This is a genomic window from Nonomuraea terrae, assembly GCF_004348995.1.
GTDB lineage: Bacteria > Actinomycetota > Actinomycetes > Streptosporangiales > Streptosporangiaceae > Nonomuraea > Nonomuraea terrae.
This window is the reverse complement of record NZ_SMKQ01000171.1, coordinates 1-19,612: the sequence shown is the minus strand read 5'-3', so window position 1 is coordinate 19,612 and position 19,612 is coordinate 1. Positions and strand designations below refer to the sequence as shown.

The 19,612-nt window shown below is 72.4% G+C and carries 19 protein-coding genes and 1 pseudogene; 10 read left to right on the top strand and 10 right to left on the bottom strand.

Annotated elements, in window-relative coordinates; all coding sequences use genetic code 11:
• Positions 1 to 72 precede the first annotated feature (72 nt).
• The 3 genes from E1286_RS35710 to E1286_RS35700 all read right to left on the bottom strand — a co-directional run bounded on the left by E1286_RS35710 (position 73) and on the right by E1286_RS35700 (position 3,373).
• The gene (locus tag E1286_RS35710; RefSeq protein ID WP_132619739.1) at positions 73 to 747 is read right to left on the bottom strand and encodes an urease accessory protein UreF; all 675 of its coding nucleotides are present in this window, start codon (positions 745 to 747) and stop codon (positions 73 to 75) included.
• A 134-nt stretch (positions 748 to 881) separates the two neighbouring features.
• On the bottom strand, positions 882 to 2,699 hold the full coding sequence (locus E1286_RS35705; RefSeq protein WP_246075468.1) for an urease subunit alpha: 1,818 nt from the start codon (positions 2,697 to 2,699) through the stop codon (positions 882 to 884).
• A complete protein-coding gene (locus E1286_RS35700; protein ID WP_246075467.1) occupies positions 2,696 to 3,373 on the bottom strand; it encodes an urease subunit gamma in 678 nt (225 codons plus the stop codon). The genes E1286_RS35705 and E1286_RS35700 overlap by 4 nt, the downstream gene beginning before the upstream one ends.
• Before the next feature lie 146 nt (positions 3,374 to 3,519).
• Here E1286_RS35700 and E1286_RS35695 point away from each other — a divergent pair, with 146 nt between their 5' ends.
• Together E1286_RS35695 and E1286_RS35690 are read left to right on the top strand one after the other, a co-directional pair.
• Positions 3,520 to 4,497, top strand: a complete 978-nt coding sequence (locus E1286_RS35695) for an aldo/keto reductase (RefSeq protein ID WP_132619738.1) — start codon at positions 3,520 to 3,522, stop codon at positions 4,495 to 4,497.
• Between the two features lie 21 nt (positions 4,498 to 4,518).
• The gene (locus E1286_RS35690; RefSeq protein ID WP_132619736.1) at positions 4,519 to 6,582 is read left to right on the top strand and encodes a PBS lyase; all 2,064 of its coding nucleotides are present in this window, start codon (positions 4,519 to 4,521) and stop codon (positions 6,580 to 6,582) included.
• Here the strand turns inward: E1286_RS35690 and E1286_RS35685 are convergent, their stop codons facing one another.
• The gene (locus E1286_RS35685) at positions 6,583 to 7,935 is read right to left on the bottom strand and encodes an APC family permease (protein WP_132619734.1); all 1,353 of its coding nucleotides are present in this window, start codon (positions 7,933 to 7,935) and stop codon (positions 6,583 to 6,585) included.
• 268 nt (positions 7,936 to 8,203) lie between these two features.
• Between E1286_RS35685 and E1286_RS48355 the strand changes: the two genes are divergently transcribed.
• Both E1286_RS48355 and E1286_RS35675 read left to right on the top strand, forming a co-directional pair.
• Positions 8,204 to 9,466 (top strand): hypothetical protein, encoded by a 1,263-nt coding sequence (locus tag E1286_RS48355; RefSeq protein WP_165970067.1) that lies wholly within the window; start codon positions 8,204 to 8,206, stop codon positions 9,464 to 9,466.
• 6 nt (positions 9,467 to 9,472) lie between these two features.
• A complete protein-coding gene (locus E1286_RS35675; RefSeq protein ID WP_132619732.1) occupies positions 9,473 to 11,650 on the top strand; it encodes a serine/threonine-protein kinase in 2,178 nt (725 codons plus the stop codon).
• A gap of 7 nt (positions 11,651 to 11,657) precedes the next feature.
• On the opposite strand, the gene E1286_RS35670 is transcribed toward E1286_RS35675, so the two are convergent.
• The gene (locus tag E1286_RS35670) at positions 11,658 to 12,506 is read right to left on the bottom strand and encodes an aminoglycoside phosphotransferase/kinase family protein (protein WP_132619730.1); all 849 of its coding nucleotides are present in this window, start codon (positions 12,504 to 12,506) and stop codon (positions 11,658 to 11,660) included.
• Between the two features lie 138 nt (positions 12,507 to 12,644).
• On the opposite strand from E1286_RS35670, the gene E1286_RS49565 reads away from it, so the two are divergent.
• On the top strand, positions 12,645 to 13,118 hold the full coding sequence (locus E1286_RS49565) for a GNAT family N-acetyltransferase (protein WP_223190748.1): 474 nt from the start codon (positions 12,645 to 12,647) through the stop codon (positions 13,116 to 13,118).
• The gene (locus E1286_RS49560) at positions 13,119 to 13,451 is read left to right on the top strand and encodes a GNAT family N-acetyltransferase (RefSeq protein ID WP_342776294.1); all 333 of its coding nucleotides are present in this window, start codon (positions 13,119 to 13,121) and stop codon (positions 13,449 to 13,451) included.
• Between the two features lie 44 nt (positions 13,452 to 13,495).
• Here the strand turns inward: E1286_RS49560 and E1286_RS35660 are convergent, their stop codons facing one another.
• From E1286_RS35660 to E1286_RS35645, 4 genes are all read right to left on the bottom strand, one after another.
• The gene (locus E1286_RS35660; protein ID WP_132619728.1) at positions 13,496 to 13,807 is read right to left on the bottom strand and encodes a type II toxin-antitoxin system PemK/MazF family toxin; all 312 of its coding nucleotides are present in this window, start codon (positions 13,805 to 13,807) and stop codon (positions 13,496 to 13,498) included.
• Entirely contained in the window at positions 13,804 to 14,055 is a 252-nt protein-coding gene (locus E1286_RS35655) for a hypothetical protein (protein WP_132619726.1), read from the bottom strand. Before E1286_RS35655 ends, E1286_RS35660 begins: the two co-directional genes overlap by 4 nt.
• Before the next feature lie 86 nt (positions 14,056 to 14,141).
• Complete coding sequence (locus E1286_RS35650; protein ID WP_132619724.1) at positions 14,142 to 14,519, bottom strand: tetratricopeptide repeat protein; 378 nt, start codon at positions 14,517 to 14,519, stop codon at positions 14,142 to 14,144.
• Positions 14,471 to 14,947 (bottom strand): tetratricopeptide repeat protein, encoded by a 477-nt coding sequence (locus tag E1286_RS35645; RefSeq protein ID WP_132619722.1) that lies wholly within the window; start codon positions 14,945 to 14,947, stop codon positions 14,471 to 14,473. The genes E1286_RS35650 and E1286_RS35645 overlap by 49 nt, the downstream gene beginning before the upstream one ends.
• A 34-nt stretch (positions 14,948 to 14,981) precedes the next feature.
• Between E1286_RS35645 and E1286_RS35640 the strand changes: the two genes are divergently transcribed.
• Positions 14,982 to 15,245: a hypothetical protein gene (locus E1286_RS35640; protein ID WP_132619720.1), complete on the top strand. Its 264-nt coding sequence runs from the start codon at positions 14,982 to 14,984 to the stop codon at positions 15,243 to 15,245.
• A 52-nt stretch (positions 15,246 to 15,297) separates the two neighbouring features.
• Entirely contained in the window at positions 15,298 to 17,181 is a 1,884-nt protein-coding gene (asnB, locus tag E1286_RS35635; protein ID WP_342776293.1) for an asparagine synthase (glutamine-hydrolyzing), read from the top strand.
• A gap of 137 nt (positions 17,182 to 17,318) precedes the next feature.
• Here the strand turns inward: asnB and E1286_RS35630 are convergent, their stop codons facing one another.
• Entirely contained in the window at positions 17,319 to 18,005 is a 687-nt protein-coding gene (locus E1286_RS35630) for a helix-turn-helix domain-containing protein (RefSeq protein ID WP_132619716.1), read from the bottom strand.
• Positions 18,006 to 18,214: 209 nt separating this feature from the next.
• Between E1286_RS35630 and E1286_RS35625 the strand changes: the two are divergent.
• Positions 18,215 to 18,472, top strand: a pseudogene (locus E1286_RS35625) (SDR family oxidoreductase); the annotation flags it as partial.
• A gap of 124 nt (positions 18,473 to 18,596) precedes the next feature.
• Positions 18,597 to 19,612, top strand: a 1,016-nt coding sequence (gene lysA / locus E1286_RS35620; protein WP_132619714.1) for a diaminopimelate decarboxylase, incomplete at its 3' end; no start/stop codon positions are given.

Genomic DNA, 19,612 nt, shown 5'->3' with positions numbered 1-19,612 from the left:
GATGCGGGTCGTCGGGTCGTGTGGCGGATCGCGGTTCGTCGGCTCATGGTGTGAGGTGTGGACCTGGATCGTTCAGCTGGCGAAGAGGCGTACCGACCAGGTGGCGTGCTGTTCTGCGGTGATGTCCAGGAGCGGTGCGGAGGCGGCGGGCAGGGTGTCGGTGCCTTCCGCCGCGGCCCGTTCCGCGTGGCGCGCGGCCCGGTCAGCCACCTCGTCGATGTCGTCGGCGAGAGCGGCCACGACGCCGTTCGCGCGGAACGGGTCGAGGCCCAGCAGGCGTACCACGGCGTTGACCGGGCCGCAGACGCTGTCGTAGGCGGCCGACCGCGCGGCGTCCAGCGGGGTGAGCCCCGCCGCGCGGGCGGCCAGTCCCAGCACGACCGGCTGATGTGCCCCGCCGGGACACGCGGCGGCCAGCTCGTCCCAGAGCGGGCCAGGCCACGTGACGCGTACGGCGCGCAACAGCTGGCGGCCGAGCTTGCGGGAGGTCCGGCGCAGGGCCGGGGAGGGGGTACGGGCGTCGGCGGCGGCGTCCAGCAGGAGCGGGTCGCAGCCGCAGGCCGCTGCGGCGGCGAGCGCCGCGGCGACCAGCCCGGAGGTGTGCAGCCGGCCGCGGCAGAACCACTCCAGCGTGGCCGTGTCGCGGAGGCGGGCGGCCGCGACGGCCGCCTCCGCCCCTCCGCTGTGGGCATGCCCGCCGGAGGGGAACCGGCCGTCGCTGAGCAGCAACAGCGCCGCGTGACTCATCGTCGCTCCTCAACAGGTAACCGTCGGGACGGCTGTTCGGCCCCGAAGGAAGAAGGGGGTCGGCAGAGGGGGACCGGCCGCCGGCCCGTCCTCGTCGGTGTGTGTGGTCGGCCAGGGCCGGCGGGAGGTGGGGGTCAGAAGAGGAAGTAGCGCTGGGCCATGGGGAGCTCGGTGCGGTATTCGGGGACGATCGTGTCGTCGCCCACCGACACCTTCACGTCGGGTGTCCGGTCGTCGGGACGGGTGGTGCCGCCGCTGCCCGGGACGGTGACGGCGAAGCTGTCCGGGTCGACCTCGATGGCCGGGGTGGCGTCGTTCTCCCGCATGTCGGACTTGGTCAGCCCGCGGGTGTCGGTGATCGTCTCGAACGCCTTGCGCACCCCGTCCAGCCCGCCGAAGCTGCCCGAGACGAAGTTGACCGAGTTGCCGCCCGGCGCGTGGCCGAGCGCGCCGAACATGCGGCGGGGCAGGATCGGCTGCGGCGTCGGGATGGAGGCGTTGGCGTCGCCGATCTGCGCGTACGCGATCTGCCCGCCTTTGAGCACCATGTGCGGCTTGACGCCGAAGAACCGGGGCTCCCACAGCACCAGGTCCGCCAGCAGGCCGGGGCGGATCGAGCCGACCACGTGGTCGATGCCGTGCGCGATCGCGGGGTTGACGGTGTATTTGGCGACGTAGCGGCGGGCGCGGAGGTTGTCGGCCGGTCCGTCGCCGTCGAGGCTGCCGCGCAGGCGTTTCATCACGTGCGCCGTCTGCCACGTACGAGTGATCATCTCGCCGATGCGGCCCATCGCCTGGGCGTCGGACGACATGATCGAGATGGCCCCCATGTCGTGCAGCACGTCCTCGGCCGCCATGGTGGAGGGCCGGATGCGCGACTCGGCGAACGCCAGGTCCTCCGGCACCAGCCGGTTCAGGTGGTGACAGACCATCACCATGTCGATGTGCTCGGTGACGGTGTTGACCGTCAGCGGCCGGGTCGGGTTGGTGGAGGCGGGCAGCACGTGCGGGTGGGAGGCCAGCGCGATGATGTCGGGCGCGTGCCCGCCGCCCGCGCCCTCGACGTGGAAGGCGTGGATGCAGCGCCCGCCGATGGCCTGCAGGGTGCTCTCCAGGAAACCGGCCTCGTTCAGGGTGTCGGCGTGGATGGCCAGCTGCACGCCCGACTCGTCGCACACCCGCAGGCACGCGTCCAGCACGGCCGGGGTGGCGCCCCAGTCCTCGTGCACCTTGAAGCCCATGACGCCCGCGACGAGCTGGTCGCGCATCGAGTCGAGTGACGTGGTGGCGCCCTGGCCGAGCAGCCCGACGTTGACCGGGGAGGCGTCGAGCGCCTCGAACATCGCCGCGACGTGCCAGGAGCCGGAGGTGACGGTGGTGGCCTTGCTGCCCTCGGCCGGGCCGGTGCCGCCGCCGATCAGCGTCGTCACCCCCGACGCGAGCGCCTCGTCGATCTGCTCGGGGCAGATGAAGTGGACGTGGGTGTCGACGCCGCCGGCGGTCAGGATCTTGCCGTTGCCGGCGATGACCTCGGTGTCGGGGCCGACGACGATGTCGACGGGCGCCGGCCGGCCGGACACCCCGGCGACCGCGTCGCTGCCGTGCCGTTCCGGCATGGTCTCGGGGTTGTACGCCCGGCCGATCGCCACGATGCGGCCCTCGCGCAGCGCGACGTCGGCCTTGACGACGCCCCAGTGGTCGAGGACCACCACGCCGGTGATCACGGTGTCGGGGGCGCCGTTCGCGCGGCTCACGCGGGACTGGCCCATCGACTCGCGGATGACCTTGCCGCCGCCGAAGACCATCTCGTCACCGCTGTGGCCGGGGCCGCCGGCCCAGTCCTCGGTGATCTCGATGCGCAGGTCGGTGTCGGCGAGCCGGACGCGGTCGCCGGCGGTGGGGCCGTACAGGTCGGCGTAGTCGGCGCGGGTCAGCGCGAGCGGTTCTCTCACAGCGGCCCCCCGACCTCGCCGCGCAGGCCCCAGACCTCGCGGTCGCCCTGCAGCGGCACCAGCTCGACGTCGACCGGGTCGTTCGGCTCGAACCGCTGCGACTTGCCGGCCGGGATGTTCAGGCGCATGCCGTAGGCGCACTTGCGGTCGGGTTCGCCACCGGGGCCCGGTCTGATCTCCAGAGCGGGGTTGACCTCGTAGAAGTGGTAGTGGGAGCCGACCTGTACGGCGCGGTCGCCGACGTTGCGGACCTCGACCAGGGTCACCGGCAGGCCCTCGTTGACGTACACCGGCCGGTCGTCCGGGTGCTCGATCTGCCCAGGGCGGATGACGTGGTCGCGCGGCGGGATGGGGTCGGTGACGGTCACCAGCTTGGTGCCGTCGGGGAAGGTCGCCTCGACCTGGATCATGTCGATCATCTCCGGTACGCCGTCCATCACCTCGTCGCGGGTGAGCACGCCGTGCCCGGAATCCATCAGCTCCTTGACGGTCCTGCCGTCCCTGGCTCCCTCCAGGATGTGCGCGGTCAGCAACGCGACGGCCTCCGGGTAGTTGAGTGGCAGTCCGCGCGCCCGGCGTTTCGCGGCGACCTCTGCGGCCACGTGGATCAGCAGCCGTTCCTGCTCGTGCGGGGTCAGGTGCACATCGCCCTCCTGTTTGTCAGCGATCCGCATGCACATGATTACGGTGAGTCACTGGCCTTGGGCAGGGGGTGTCAGGCCACGTTCGCCTCACCAACGCGCCAGCGCAACAGCACCTTGACCTGGAGTCCGCTCCAGCTGAAAGGGTCTTCCCGTCCGACATATGAAGGAGATGCGCAATGAGTAGTCGAACTCTGGGACGTAGTGGGATCCGCGTGAGCTCGATCGGGTTCGGCGCGTGGGCGATCGGGGGACCGTTCGTCTCCGGCGGCAAGCCGGCGGGCTGGGGTGAGGTGGACGACGACGAGTCCGTCGCCGCCGTGCACCGCGCCCTCGACCTGGGCGTCACCTTTTTCGACACCGCCGACGTGTACGGCACCGGCCGCAGCGAGCGGGTGCTCAGCCGGGCGCTCGCCGGACGGCGCGACGAGGTGGTGATCGCCACCAAGTTCGGCAACGTCTTCGACCCCGCCACCCGCACCGTCATCGGCCGCGACGTCTCGGCCGCGTACATCCGGCAGGCGTGCCGGGCCTCGCTGGAGCGGCTCGGCACCGACCGCGTCGACCTCTACCAGCTGCACATCGGCGACGCGCCTCTGGAGCGGGTGGACGACATGATCGCCGCGCTGGAGGACCTCGTCGCCGAGGGACTGATCCGCTCGTACGGATGGAGCACCGACGACCCCGCGCGGGCGGCCGCGTTCGCGAGGGGGCCGCACTGCGCCGCCGTGCAGCACCAGCTCAACGTCCTGAACGACGCCCCGGAGATGCTGGCCGCCTGCGACGCCCACGACCTCGCATCGGTCAATCGCGGGCCGCTGGCGATGGGCCTGCTGTCCGGCAAGTACGGCCCGGACACGCGCCTGCCGATGGACGACGTGCGCGGCGACTCCCCGCCGTGGATGAGGTACTTCGCGGACGGCCGCCCGGCCCCCGAGTTCCTCGCCAAGCTGGACGCGATCCGCGACGTGCTCACCTCCGGCGGCCGCACCCTCGCCCAGGGCGCGCTGGGCTGGCTGCTGGCCCGCAGCGAGCGCACGGTGCCGATCCCCGGCATCCGGACGGTCGCCCAGGCCGAGCAGAACGCCGGCGCGCTCCAGCACGGCCCGCTCGACGAGACCCAGCTGCGCCAGATCGACGAGCTGCTCGGACGCTGACCTCTGGCAGGATGTCGCCCCATGGCAGATGAGATCTTCGCCGGTCTGGACGACATCCGCTGGGCGCGCATGCGCCATGCCCACGGGTCGGCCGCCGACGTGCCCGCTCTGCTGCGCGGCCTCGCCGACCCCGACCCGGCCGTCCGCGAGAACGCGCTCGACGGCATGTACGGCGCCGTGCACCACCAGGGCGACGTCTACCCGTGCACGGTCGCGGCGATCCCGTTCCTGTTGCGCATCGTGGCCGACCCCGGCGTGCCGGGCCGTGCCGAGGTCGTGCGGCTGCTGGCGGGGATCGGCTCGGCCGAGGATCCCACCGAGCTGGAGGGGGCGTACCGGAAGGCCAACGAGGCGGTCGACGAGGCGTACCCGCTGTGGGAAGTACTGCTGGAGGACGCCGACCCGCACGTGCGTGAGGCCGTCACCGAAGTGCTGCCCGCCTGCACGCGACGCAGGCGCGCGGCGCTCACCCTCCTGACCGCCCGCCTGCCGCACGAGAGCGACGAGTCCGTACGGATCGCCATCGTCCGCACGGTCGGCACGCTGGCCCGCGCCGACGACGACGCCGGCCCCGAGCCGCGCGAATGGCTGGCGGGCGTCGCCGCCGCGGAGCCCGACGTGCGGCTGCGACTGGTGGCGCTGACCGAGCTCACCTCCCTGCCCGGCGTAACGGAGGTCATCGGCGCGGACGACGCCCTCGACCTGCTCGCCGCCGTCTACCGGAGTGGCACGGCCGTCGCCGAACCCGCCGGCTTCGAGACCGCCACCCTGGTCGGTGCCGTGCGCCGCTTACGCGAACAGGCCGCGCAGGGCAGGCGCGCGCCGGAGGCGGCCGATCTCGTACGCGGCGTGAGCAGGTCCTACGGGGACCGGGTGGCCGAGCGCGTACGCCTGCTGACGGGCCTGCTGCGGTCACCGGAGTGGGAGTGCCACCTCGACGCCCTGCCGGTGGCGGAGCACCTCGTCTCCGGGTGGCGCGGCGACTATCGCGAGCTGGTCGCCCTGGTCGGCGACCGCATCCGCGACGGGCATCCCCGCACGCGCCCGGCGGCGGTCCGCGCGCTGGAGGACCTGGGCGAGCTGGCACTCCCGGCGGTCGACGCGCTGGCCGAGGCCCTGGAGAGCACGCCCCGGCGCGCCGTGCCGCACCCGGAGGCGGACGGCGCGGACCTGCCGTGGGTGATCGAGTGGGCGAGCGGCCCGCCGAGCGTCTCTCCCGGTGTGCGGGTTCTCGCGCGCGCGGGCGACCCGCGCGCGCTGCCGATGGTGGCCTGGGCGCTCGACCACGAGCCGATGCCGAACTACGCGGCCTCGTGCGTGGTCTCCCTGGGGACGCGGGCCGCGCCGCTGGTGCCCCTGCTGGTCGCTCGACTGCGTGACCTGCCCGCCGACGACCGGTTCGATGACCGCCGCGACGACGTCGCGTACGCGCTGACCGCCATCGGCCCCGCCGCCGCCGAAGCCCTGCCCGCCCTGCTCGCCGGTCCCCACACCCAGGCCGTGATCAGGGCGCTCGCCAAGGTCGCGGGCACGGCGGGGGACATCGCGGACGCCCTGCGCGGGGCGGTCGGCGCCGCCGACCGGAGGACCGCGGTGACCGCCGCACGCGCGCTCTGGGAGGGCGCCGGGGACGCCGAGCCGGCGCTCGCCGTCGCCGGCCGGCACCTCGACGGCGACGACCGGTTCGCCTGGCGTGATGCGGCCGAGCTCCTGGCCGTCGTCGGCCAGGCCACGAAACCGCACCTGACGTGTCTGCGCCGGCTGACCCGCCGCAAGGATCCGCACTGCTGGCTCGTCCTGTCGGCCGCCCGGGCGCTGTGGCGCGTCACCGGCGACCCCGAGCCGCTGCTGCCGGTGCTGGAACGGGCGTGGGGCACCAACGCCCACACCCGGCGCGAGGTCGCCACGCTCTGGGCCGAGGCCGGCCCGGCCGCCGCCGCCGCGCGCACCCTGCTGGCGGACGAGCTGGCCAGGGCTCGCCGCCACAACGCCAGGGAGGGCTCCTACAGCAGCGACCAGGTCACCGCGGACGAGGACCTGGTGAAGCGCTGCCGCGAAGCCCTGACCGCGATCGGCGCGCCCTGATCACCCGGCCGGAGTGACCCTGCGCGCCTGGTAGCGCAGCACCAGCCAGTTGATCCCCCACAGCACCAGCCCGACGAGCAGCAGCAGCCCGGCGCGGATGTACACGTCGGCGGGACGCCCGGTGAGCGGGCTGGCCAGCACGAACGCCAGCACCGCGCCGACCACCGGGAACACCGTGGGCGTCCGGTAGTGGGCGTGGTCCACCTCGTCCTTGCGCAGCACGAGCACGGCCACGTTGACCACCGTGAACACGCACAGCAGCAGGAACGCCGTGGTGTCGCCGAGCCCCCGGATCTCGCCGGTCGAGATCAGCGCGATGGCGAGCGCCGTGGTGAACAGGATGCCGACCACCGGCGTACGGCGGCGCGGATCCACCCAGCCGAGGCCGCTCGGCACGACCCGCTCGTTGGCCAGGCCGTACACGAGCCGGGAGGCCATCATCATGTTGATCAGCGCCGAGTTGGCCACGGCGAACATGGCGATCGCGGCGAACAGCTGCGGCGGGAAGTTGAGCCCGCCCGCCTTCACCACTTCGAGCAGCGGGCCCGACGACCCCTCCAGCACGTGCGTCGGGACCAGGAGCGAGGAGGTGATGGCCACGAGGATGTAGACGGTGCTGGTGATCGCCACGCCCAGGAAGATCGCGCGGGGGAAGTTGCGCGAGGGGTCCTGGGTCTCCTCGGCCATGTTCACCGAGTCCTCGAACCCGACGAAGGCGAAGAAGGCCAGGGCCGTGCTGCCGAGCAGCGCGTACATCAGGCCGCCCGCCCCGTCGACGTCGACCTCGACGAGCCGGGACGGCTCACCGGCCCCGGTGAAGACGGCGTAGACGCCGATCGCGATGATCACCAGCAGGCCGGTGAGCTCGATCAGGGTGAACACGATGTTGGTCTTGACCGACTCGGAGACGCCCCGGTAGTTCAGCGCCGCGACGGCGACGATGAAGATGATGCCGACCACCAGGCCGGGCACCGAGACGAACGCCTCCAGGTAGTCGCCGCCGATGGCCCGGGCGGCCGCGCTGGCCGAGGTGAGCCCGGAGCACATCACCGTGAACGCCACCATGAAGGTGAAGAACGGTTTTTTGAAGGCACGCTGCGTGTACAACGCCGCCCCCGCCGCCTTCGGATATTTCGTGACAAGCTCGACGTAGGACATCGCGGTCAGCCCGGCGATCACGAATCCGATCAGGAACGGCAACCAGAGGGCGCCGCCGACCTGACCCGCCACGGACCCGGTGAGCGCGTAGACGCCGGTGCCGAGGATGTCACCGACGATGAAGAGAATGAGAAGCTTCGGGCCGATCGCCCGCTTCAGCGGCACATGCCCTGTCTCGGGTACGGGGGACGTCATGAAAATCTTCGTTCCCCTTGCCGACCCCCCTGACACGGCCGCGCAAGCCCGGAGCGCCAGCTCTCCCGAGAGCGGCAGGCGTGCCATGCTCCACCGCGCCACGTCGCTGCTCGGCGGCGCCTGACGGAGGCCCCATACGGTTGCGCCGAAGATCCTCATGGGCGACCATGCACGTGTCCGTACCGCCCTCCTGGACGGGGTTCGAGCGATGCGCCAGCCGGATGACGGGCCCACTGCGCGGGTCCCCCGCGTGGAGGGTCCGGCAGACATGAAGCCACCGGCCGGCAAGCGCGGCCTGGGCCGGCATGCCCTGCTCATCGCGGCCGCCGCGACCGCGTTCCTTGCCGGGTTGGGCGTGACCGCGTTCGTGCTCCTGGACGAGGAGCCGGGCGGGCGGACGTCGACGGCCGCGCCCGACCTCGCCGGGGTCAAGCCGGTTTTCCCGGCGGTCGCCGACCCCCACCCGAAGCCGGTCCAGCTGACAGAGCCGCCCGAAGCGTGCGGGGTCAAGCCCGGCACCCTCGAGGACCTGGTGCCCCGGGCCGGCCAGAGCGAGCCGAGCGGGACGCTGCCGGGCTGCCGGTGGCGCAGCGACATCCCCATGAGTGAGTGGGGGCGCAGGAAGCTCCTGCTCGGCGGTCTGTACGTCACGTTCCAGTCCGTGGAGGACCTGCGGGGTGACGCCACCCCGTCCGCCGCCGAGGCGATCAGCCTGATGAGCCTCGCGCGCGAGGACACGAACGCATCCTGGGAGGAGGTCACGGGGCTGGGTGAAGAGGCTCTGGTCGACTTCGAGGACGAGGGAATCGGCGCCGTGGTCCTGGCGCGGGTCGGCGCCGTGCTCATCACCGTCGGCTACTCGGGGGACCTGAAGCCCAAGGGACCCGGAGCCATCTACAGCACGGACAAACTCGACGAACAACCTGCCGTCGAAGGGGCGCTGCGGGCTGCGCGGGACGTGGTGGCGGCCGTCGGCGGGGCGGTGGGCGAGGTCGGGATCGGAGCGCCGGCCGGGACGCCGGTGACACCGGCTGGGCCGCGCGACCCCTGCACCTTCGCCGCGCCGGCCACGCTCGAACGGCTGGCGGTGCGCTCCAAACCGCTCCCCATCGGGGTTTCCGACGTCGCGGACGGCGCCGCGGGCAGCATCTGCCTGCGCGACGGCATGCCGCGACTGCAGATCAGGACCGGCGTGATGAACGCCGAGGTCGGCAGTGACGCCGCCACGCTCGCGCACCGTGCGTACCTGGAGCGCTACCACCACGCCAGGGAAGGCATGGACGTCGACACACTCGACCGGCCCAGCCTCAGGTTCCGCACCCTCTCCGGGCTGGGAGACGAGGCCTTCGTCTCCACCTACACGGCCTACTCACAGATGGACGCCGGAGGTTCGGCCCAATGCGCCGTGATCTACTTCCGGCTGCGGCACTCGCTCACCGAGATCACGTACTGCGCCGACGTTCCCGAGGAGGCCGCGTGGGCGGCGGCCACGCTCGTGGCGTCCGACGCCGCCGCTGCGCTGGCGAAGTAGCGCGCGGTGGAGCGGCTGCAGCCCGGCGACCCCCGGCACGTCGGCGACTACCAGGTGCTGGCCCGGCTCGGCGCGGGCGGGATGGGGCAGGTGTTCCTGGCCAGGTCGCGGGCAGGCCGGGAGGTGGCGCTCAAGCTCGTCCATCCGGCGCTGGCCGGCGATCCGGAGTTCCGTGCGCGGTTCCGCCGCGAGGTGACCACGGCCCGCGCCGTCAGCGGGGCGTTCACCGCGCCCGTCGTCGGAGCCGACCCCGACGCCCCCGTTCCCTGGCTGGCCACCGTCTACCTGCGGGGGCTGTCCCTGCACCACGCCGTGGCCCAGCACGGGCCACTGCCTCTGTCCAGCGTGATCGCCCTGGCGGCCGGTCTCGCCGAGGCGCTCGTCGCCATCCATGACGCCGGCGTGGTGCACCGCGACCTCAAGCCGTCCAACGTGATGCTCACCCCGGAGGGGCCGCGCGTCATCGACTTCGGCATCGCCCGCGCCGCCGACGGGGCCCCGCTCACCGCCACGGGGTCGGCCGTGGGATCGCCGGGCTACATGGCCCCCGAGCAGCTGTCCGGCAGGGGTTCGGCGAGCTCCACGCCCGCGACGGACGTCTTCGCCCTGGGCGCGGTGCTCGGCTACGCCGCCACCGGCGTCAACCCCTTCGGGCGGGGTCCCGCCGAGGTGCTGCTCTACCGGGTGCTGCGGGGCGAGCCCGACCTCGCGGCGATCGCGGACGCGAATCTGCGCCGGCTCGTTGAGCGCTGCCTGACCAAGGACCCGGAACGGCGACCGACGCCGGACAGGATCCTGGCCGAGCTGGCCCCGCTGGCGCCCGCGCCCGAGACGCTGCTCGGGACGGACTGGCTGCCGGAGACGTTCTCCGCCGACATCGCCGGCCGGATCGTCGTCCCTCCCCTTCCACCAGAACCGGCCGCTTCTCCGTCCCGCCGGGCGGTTCTCTTCGTCGCCGGGTCGGGTCTGGCCGGCATCGCCGCCGCCGCCCTGGGGGTGACCTTGGTCCGGTGGGCGCGTACCACCACTACGGCCGGTCCCACGCCGCCCGTCACCCGCGCTCCTTCGCCCGCCGTCACCTCGTGGCGGCGTGAGCTGCCCGTCGGCCGGATCGAAGCCGTCTCCGTCGCGGAGGGCGTCGTGTTCGTGGCGGCGGGGGAAAGCGGCGTACACGCCCTCGACGGCGTGTCCGGGGAGTCATTGTGGCAGGCCCCGCTGCGACCGGACACCGCACGGTTCGCCCCACTCGTCCGGGACGGCACGGCTTACGTCTGCGACGCCCAGACCGTCGAGGCTCGCGATCTCCGGACGGGCGAGGTCCGCTGGACGGGCAGGCCGCGGGGCTCCCTGCGGGAGGAGGTCGTGACGGCCGCGGGGAACGTGATCGTCGCCGTGACCGCTGACGAGGTCGTCGCGTTCGACGCGGCCACCGGGCAGCGGCGCTGGGCCCGGTCGCTCGGCGGCCCAGGAGGCACCCCCGCGGTGAGCGGACAGATCCTCTGCGTCGCGGCGTCGGAACGCGGCAGCCGCGTGGTCCTGGGGCTGGACCCGCGCGACGGTCGTACGCGGTGGACGCGTCCCGTGGAGGGCTTCGCCCTCAACCGCCCGGTCGTGGCGGCGAGCGGGAGCGCGTACATCGTGGGCGAGGAGCGGATTCACGCCATCGACGGCTCCGACGGGTCCGTGCGGTGGCGCGCGACGGTCGACGGGGAACTGCCGCTCATGGCCAGGCCCGTGGTCGTCGGGTCGCAGGTGCTCCTCCACGACCGTGACGGAACCGTCTACGCCTTCGACGGCTCCACCGGGGATCGCGCCTGGAAGCAGGAGATCGCCATCACCAGGCCGGCGCGGGATCTTCTCGACCTGTACGGGCTCACGCCGCTCGTGGTCTCCGGACGGATGCTCATGTACGACCACGCCGGGCAGCTGCTGGCCATGGACCAGGGGACCGGAGAGGTTCACTGGCGCAGGAGCGTGGAGAAGCAGATCAACCGGTGGCCGGTGGCCACGCGGGGAGCCGTGCATGTCAAGGGCGTGAACACCGTGGTCTCGATCGACGTCGGCTCCGGCAGGATCATCCGTGAGCAGCGGGTGCCCCTGACGTTCTCCCTCCGGTCAGCCGGAGACCTGCTCTACCTGGTGGGCGAGACGACCGTGTCGGCGATGCGGTCGCCCACCGGGTGATCCGGGGTTACGGGGCGGTCAGGGCGGCGTGGAGGGACGGGCCGTTGCGGTCGAGCCAGGCCTCGCGGCGCTTGATCAGGTCGCCGACGCCCTCCTGCCACATCCGCGCCCAGCCGCCGCCGCGCTCCTCGGCGAGCCGCCGCATCGAGAACCACGAACGCCGCGTCCGCAGCACGGCCACCTCGACGAGCCGGGAACGGTCGACGTCCGACATGTCGTACGCGTCGGCGAGGATGCGGCAGCGGCGGGGGACGTCCACGTCGCGCAGCGTCGGGTCGGCGTCGGCGGGGTCGCTCAGCGGCGCCCAGTAGAGCATCGCGTTGTACACCTCGTCCACCCTGGTCACCGACTTGGCGACGTCGAAGTCGATCAGCGCCGCCGCCACGCCGTCGCGGAAGACGATGTTGTCCGGCGTGTAGTCCATGTGCCCGACCACCTCGGCCGGGTACGGCGGCTCCGGCGGCATGCCCGGCGGCAGGGAGAACCCCTGGTCGGGACGGACGCCCTCGGGCATGACGAACCCGGCCACGGCGTCGTCGTACGCGCGGACGAGGCGCCCGACGGAGGCCAGCCGCCCCTCGTCGGCGAGCCACTCCGGCCGCGGCCGCCCGGCCACCTCGCCGGGGACGTACGTCAGCACCTCGCGCCCGGCCGCGTCGAACCCGAGGAACCGTGGCGCGCCCGCGAACCCGACGTCCTCCAGGTGGCCCAGCAGCGCGTGGACGAGCGGGGCGTTGGGCCCGACCGGGCGCCGCACGGTGTCGCCGACGCGCACGACCCCCTCGGTGACGTCACCGCCGGCAAGCGGGATCTCGGGCTGGGGCTCCGCCGGTTCGACGTACGTGAAGGAATTCATCTCTCTCCTTTCTCCCCCGGGACGATCCCGGGAAGATATGTTCCGGACCGCACGAAAGTCGAGGCCGGCCGACAAAAATATGTGCTCTAGGGGGAAATGATGGGGTAATTCTCGATCAGCGCGGCGAATGTGGCGGAAATGGCGAAATATCGGGAGTGGGCCGATGACGAACAGTGGAATCCGGGGCGGTCCGACGTGCTCGCCTTCCACGCGGCCGATCCGGGCGGCTTCCTGCTGGGGAGGCTGAACGGCGAGCCGGTCGCCTCCATCTCCGCCGTCCGGTACGGCACTGGTTTAGGTTTCGTCGGGCTCTACATCGCCCGCCCGTCGGTGCGCGGACAAGGCTACGGAATCCGGCTCTGGCGGGCCGCCTTGGATCACCTTGCCGGCCGCAACGTCGGGCTCGACGGCGTCGTCGAGCAGCAGGACAACTACCGCAGGTCCGGCTTCCGTACGGCCTGGAACCACGTCAGGTACGAAGGGGTGCCGTCGGCGGAGGCGGCTCCCGCCGGCATCGCCCTGGTCGACGGGCGTTCGGTGCCGTTCGGCGAGGTGGCCGCGTACGACTGGCGGTTCTTCCCCGCACGGCGGGACGCCTTCCTGGCCCTGTAAATCGGCCTGCCGGAGCACACGTCGCTCGCCGCCGTGCGCGACGGGCGGCTGGAGGGGTTCGCGGTGCTCCGGCCCGCGCGGACCGGCTCGCGGATCGGGCCGCTCTACGCGGCGTCGCCCGAGGTCGCCCACGCTCTGGTGACCGGGCTCGCCGCAACCGCGCCCGGGGTCCCGGTCATCCTCGACGTCCCCGACGTCAACGGGAGCGCCGTGGAGGTGGTGGAACGACTCGGGCTCAAGCCGGTCTTCGCCTGCGCCCGCATGTACACCGGTCCGGTCCCCGACATCGACCTCGCGGGCGTCTACGCTGCGTCCACCATCGAGCTGGGCTGACGCGCCCGGCCAGGGTCCCCAGCCCCTCACGGAGAGCCTCGGGATCAGCCCGCGGTGCCGAAGATGGTGGCGATCATGCCGCGCACGGCGGCGAGCCGGTCGTCGGAGAGGTCGCCGACCTTGGACTTGAGCCGGGTGGCGGCCACGGTGCTGATGCGGTCGACCATGGCGGCGCGGCCCTCGCCGACGTCGATCGCGAACGCGGTCAGGGCGCGCGCCATGTCGGCGGGCTCCACGTGGGCGGTGAGCACGTTGTCGCCGTACAGGGTGTGGTAGAAGTCGCCGGACACGACCAGGCGGACCTCGTCGCGATCGCCGAGCTCGACGGACCACAGCTCGCCGAAGCGGTGGTTCACGCGGCCTCGCCGTGGTGCTCGTCGGAGGCGCGGGCGACGTCCTCGGCGACGATCCGCTCGTCGGCCTCCTGGCCGGCGCCGGCGCCGTAGACCGCGGCCCTGGCGGCGGGGGAGTGGGCGGCGGCGATCTCGCGAAGGGCGCCGCGCGCGAGGAACGCCGAGAGGCTGATGCCGCGTGCCTCGGCGTGCTCCCGCGCGGCCTTGAGGATCCAGGCTTCCATACTGATCGAGGTCTTCTCCATGGGCATACCCGGAGTCTACTCGCCGAGTATTACCTGCAGTAGGGAGAAGACGGAATATCGCATGACGTCCGGGCTGTCGGAAAAGGTCAGGGTTACCCGCCACGCTGCCCGCGATGCAGCCGCCGCCCGGCCCAGGCGGGTACACGAGCGGCTGCCGGGCTGACTTGTTTGAGAAGCTCCCTCACCTGTACGGCCTCCGCCGATCCCAGGCCGGCCAACAGGTCGAGCGCCTCCTTCCAGGCGGCCGTGGCGGCGTCCCGGTCGCCCAGGTCGGCGTGCGCGCGGGCGATCTCGCGCAGCACCCGCGCCCGCCACAACGACGCCTCCAGCCTGCCGATCAGCTCACCGCTGCGGGTGAAGTGGCACAACGCCTCCCGGATCCGGCCCTGCCGGTGGCAGAGGTCGCCGAAGGCGTAGGTCGTCAGGGCCTCGCCGAGCGCGTTCCGGAGCGTGCGAACTCCTTCAGGCACTGCTCCAGCACGCGGGTGGCCTCGGCGTATCTGCCCAGCGCCCCGTACGCCTCCGCGAGCCGGGGCAGCGTCTTCGGCTCGCCGCCGTCGTAGTGGAGCTCGCGGGTCAGGCGCAGGCTCTCCTCGTAGTAGCGGACGGCCTCCTCCACCCGGCCCTTCTCGTAGCAGGCGATGCCGAGGCCGCGCAGCAGGCGGGAGCGGTCGAGGCTGTTGCGGCCGCCGGAGGTCGGCTCCAGGCCGCGATGGCAGACGTCGATCGCGTCGTCGTATCGGCCGACCTCCTGGTAGACGGCGGAGAGGTCGAGCAGCGCGTGCAGGGCCCCGCCGTCGTCGCCCAGCTCGCGGAAGAGCCGCACCGCCGCGGTCAGGTCGGCGAGCGCCGCCCGGTGGTCGCTCAGCACGTGCCGGCACACGCCGCGACCGGTCATCGCGTACGTCGCCGCGTGCCGGTCCCCGGTCCGCGTGAAGCGGCGGTGCAGCTCCTCGAACTCGGCCGGCGCCGGGTCGCTGGGCGTGCTCGCCTGGTTCGCGTTCTTCCTGCTGCCGGTGGTCGTGGTGGTGCTGGAACGGGCGGTGGCGGGGGTCGCTCTGGGGCCGCTCGCGTGGCAGTTCTGGTGGGCGCTGCTCTGCACGGGGCTGCTGCTGGGGCAGGAGTCGCTGGCGTTCGTCCTGGCCGGTCGCGAGTACGTACGCAGGTTCGCGGCCTGGCGCAGGTCGCGCCAATAGCGACATATATCACATTTCAGCCTTTTTTGGGACAAACCACACAAAACCGGGCATGGCTTGGAACCTCAGGAATCCGGGGGGATCCAGAATGTGTGGCATTTGTGGATGGGTCGACTTCGAACGGGACCTGCGGGGGGCCCGGGAGACCGCACAGGCGATGACGGACACGATGGCGTGCCGCGGTCCCGACGACCAGGGGCTGTGGCTGGCGCCGCACGCCGCCATCGGACACCGCAGGCTCGCCATCATCGACCTCGCCGGCGGCCGCCAGCCCATGGTCGCCGCCGACGAGGGCCGCGAGCCCGCCGTGCTCACCTACAGCGGAGAGGTGTACAACTTCCTGGAGCTGCGCTCCGAGCTGTCCGCCCGCGGCCATCGCTTCCGCACCCATAGCGACACCGAGGTCCTGCTGCGCGCGTACCTGGAATGGGGCCAGGACGTCGCCGAGCACCTCAACGGCATGTTCGCCTTCGCCGTCTGGGACGCCAGGACCGAGGAGCTGCTCCTCGTCCGCGACCGCATGGGCATCAAACCGCTGTACTTCTACCCGACGCCGCACGGTGTGCTGTTCGGCTCCGAGCCGAAGGCCATCCTCGCCAACCCGCTCGCCCGGCGCGTGCTGGACGCCGAAGGGCTGTGCGAGCTGCTGGCGTTCGTCAAGACACCCGAGCACGGCATCTTCCAGGGCATGTACGAAGTGCGCCCCGGCCAGATCGTGCAAGTGAACCGGGACGGCATCCGCAAGCGGCGCTACTGGCAGCTGGAGTCGTACGAGCACCCGGACGACGTCGACTCGACCGTCAAGAACGTCCGCGGCCTGCTGGACGACATCATGTCCCGCCAGCTCATCAGCGACGTGCCCCTGTGCACGCTGCTGTCGGGCGGCCTGGACTCCAGCATGGTCACCGCGCTGGCCGCCAAGGACCTGCGCGAGCAGGGCCTCGGCACGGTGCGCTCGTTCGCCGTCGACTTCGTGGGGTACGCCGAGAACTTCCACCCGGACCTCACCCGTTCGACGCCCGACACGCCGTACGTGCACGCGCTGGCCGAGCACGTCGGCGCCGACCACACCGACATCGTGCTCGACTCGGCCGAGCTCATGGACCCGGCCGTGCGCGCCGAGGTGTTGCGCGCCCGTGACCTGCCGATGGGCATCGGCGACATGGACTCCTCGCTCTACCTGCTGTTCAAGGCCATCCGCGGGCACTCCACGGTGGCGCTGTCGGGGGAGTCGGCCGACGAGGTGTTCGGCGGCTACCGGTGGTTCCACGACCGCGAGGCGGTGGAGTCCGACACCTTCCCGTGGCTCGCCGGCGGCTTCGACGACCACACGGGGGCCGAACGGCTGCTCAAGGACGACCTGGCCCGCCGCATCGACCTGGAGCGCTACCGGGCCGAGCGCTATCGCCAGGCGCTCGACGAGGTGCCGCGGCTGCCCGGCGAGACCGGGCACGAGCGGCGCATGCGGGAGGTCAGCTACCTGCACCTGACCCGGTTCGTGCAGATCCTGCTCGACCGCAAGGACCGCATGAGCATGCGCGTCGGGCTGGAGGTCCGGGTGCCGTTCTGCGACCACCGCCTGGTGGAGTACGTCTTCAACGCGCCGTGGGCGCACAAGACGTACGACGGGCGCGAGAAGAGCCTGCTGCGCGGAGCCTCCGCCGACCTGCTGCCGGAGTCGATCCTGCGGCGCGTCAAGAGCCCGTACCCGGCCACCCAGGACCCCTCGTACGACCAGGTCCTGCGTGAGCACGCCGGGGCGCTGCTGCGCGACGGCGACTCACCGGCCGCCCAGCTGATCGACTGGGACAAGGTCCGCGCGATCGTCGACGGGCCCGTCGGCTTGTCGGGCGCCTCGCCGATCAGGGCGGCGCTGGAGCGGTTCCTGCAGCTCGACACGTGGCTGCGCGAGTACCGCGTCGAGCTCGCCGTCTGACACCCCCGCCGCACGAGCACCGGCCTGTTCCGCGCGCCCAGAAGCCGGAACGGGCCGGTCCCATTCAGACGTGTCCACAAGCCGGAACGGCCCGGTTGCATTCAGACGTGTCCAGAAGCCGGAACGGCCGGTCTCGTTCAGAACAGCGACAGCGGCTCGGCCGGGTCGGGGGCGGTCAGCTGCGTGGCGGTCCGTCCGACGTACCGGGACAGCGAACGCGCCAGATGGGGCTGGTCGAAGTAGCCGAGCCGGTGGACCACGTCGTGGACCGGCACGCCCTCGCGGATGAGCTCCGCGGCCCGCCGGGCGCGGCCGATCTGCCGGACGGCACCCTGGGTGAGCCCGGTCGCCGCCAGGAACCGCCGCTGGACGGTCCGCTCCGACACCTCAGGCGGCGCGCCGTTCAGCACCGCGGTCACCACCGGGTCACGGTCGATGACGTCCTCGCGGACGAGCCGCCGTACGAACTCCTCGGCGTCGTCGTAGCCGGGCAGGTGCCAGGACGACCCCTTCAGGTGGAACGACCTGCGCGTCGCGCCGGGAATCTCGGTCGAGACGTCGACCAGGATCGGAAGGTGCGGCATCGACGTGCCGAGCGCGAAACTGATCCCGAAGAACGTCGCCTCGTCCGGGACGGGCGCCAGGCTCGCCTTCGACTCCGGCCCCTGCACGGCCACGCTGACCTTGCCGCCCTGCTCCCAGAACACCAGGTCCCACGTGGCCGCCGCCACCGACGTCATCCGCCCGACCCCGTGACTCCGGCTCCGCCACACCCGCTCGATGAACGGCGAGTCCGACCCCCGGCTCTCGACCTCCAGCGCCATCCGCTCATCTCCTTCCGCGAGGAGAGCGTACGACGGCGGTCCGACATTCGCGGCGTGCACTGCCGGGCGCGGGCAACGCGGTCAGGGGCGGATGCCGGCGAGCAGGTTGCGGGCGAGGCTGACGGCGAACTCCTCGGTGACGGGCAGGTTGGGGAGGAGCAGGAGGCGGTGGTAGAAGGGGCCCAGAGCTGGTCGGCCACCGCGTCGAGGTCGAGGCCATGACGCTCGTGCTGGCCCGTGAGATGCGCGGCCGCGATGTCACCGTCAACGCGGTGGCCCCCGGCCCCACCGCGACGGCCATGTTCCTGGAGGGCAAGGACCAGGCGACGATCGACCGCCTGATGGCGCAGCCCCCGCTCGAACGCCTCGGCGCCCCGGCCGACATCGCCGACGTGGTGTCCTTCCTGGCCGGCCCGGCTCGCTGGGTCAACGGCCAGGTCATCTACGCCAACGGTGGCATCGCCTGACGGCCGTCCGTCAAGGCCGCGTCAGTATTCGCGGGATCGGCGTCCGAATCGCGTAGCGGCCAACGGACATGCCGCACCGGCGGCTCTAGCGTCTGCTGTACGACCTCTTCGAGGAGGAAAGCAGATGTCAGAGCCCCGGTCGCCCGGCGGACCATGGTCGGCCACCACCCGCTTCGAGCCGGTCGCCGGCACCGGGGGCGTCCCGCTCGCGGACATCGCCGAGCGCTTCGGCACCCCCGTGTACGTCCTGGACGAGACCGACGTGCGGCAGCGCTGCCGCGCCTACCGGTCGGCCCTTCCCGGCGCCCGCGTCGTCTACGCCGCCAAGGCGTTCCTCTGCCGGGCGATGGCCGCCTGGATCCGTGCGGAAGGGCTCGGCCTGGACGTCTGCTCCGGCGGCGAGCTGGCCATCGCCCGGTCCGTCGGCTTCCCGGCCGATCGCATCGTCTTCCACGGCAACGCCAAGTCGCCCGCCGAGCTGCGCCAGGCGGTGGAGTGCGGCGTGGGGCGCGTCGTCGTCGACAACCTCGCCGAGATCGCCAGAATCGCGGGGCTGGTCCCGCCCGGTGGGCGGCAGAAGGTGCTGCTGCGCGTCATCCCCGATGTCGAGGCGGGGGCGCACCCGGCCGTCCGCACCGGCGGCGAGGGGCAGAAGTTCGGCCTGTCCGTCGCCACCGGAGACGCCGCCGCGGCCGTGGCCCGGGTGCTGCGCCAGCCGGAGCTGGAGCTGGCAGGGCTGCACTGCCACCTCGGCTCCCAGATCCGCACGGCCGAGCCGTACGAGGAGGCGGCGCACGTCATGGTGGAGCAGCTCGCGCGGATCCGCGACACGTACGGGATCGTCCTGCCCGAGCTGGACCTGGGCGGCGGCCAGGGCATCGCGTATTTGGAGGACGAGCACGGTCTGGCGCCCGCCGACTTCGCCGTGCGGGTCGTCAAGGCGGTCGAGGAACGCGCCGCGGCCCTCGGCCTGCCCGTTCCCGCACTGATCGTGGAACCGGGCCGGTCGGTCAGCGGCCCCGCCGGTCTCACGTTGTACCGGGTCGTCGCCGTCAAACGCGCCCTCACCCGGACGTTCGTCGCCGTCGACGGCGGGATGAGCGACAACCCCCGCCCGTCCCTGTACGGCGCCCGCTACAC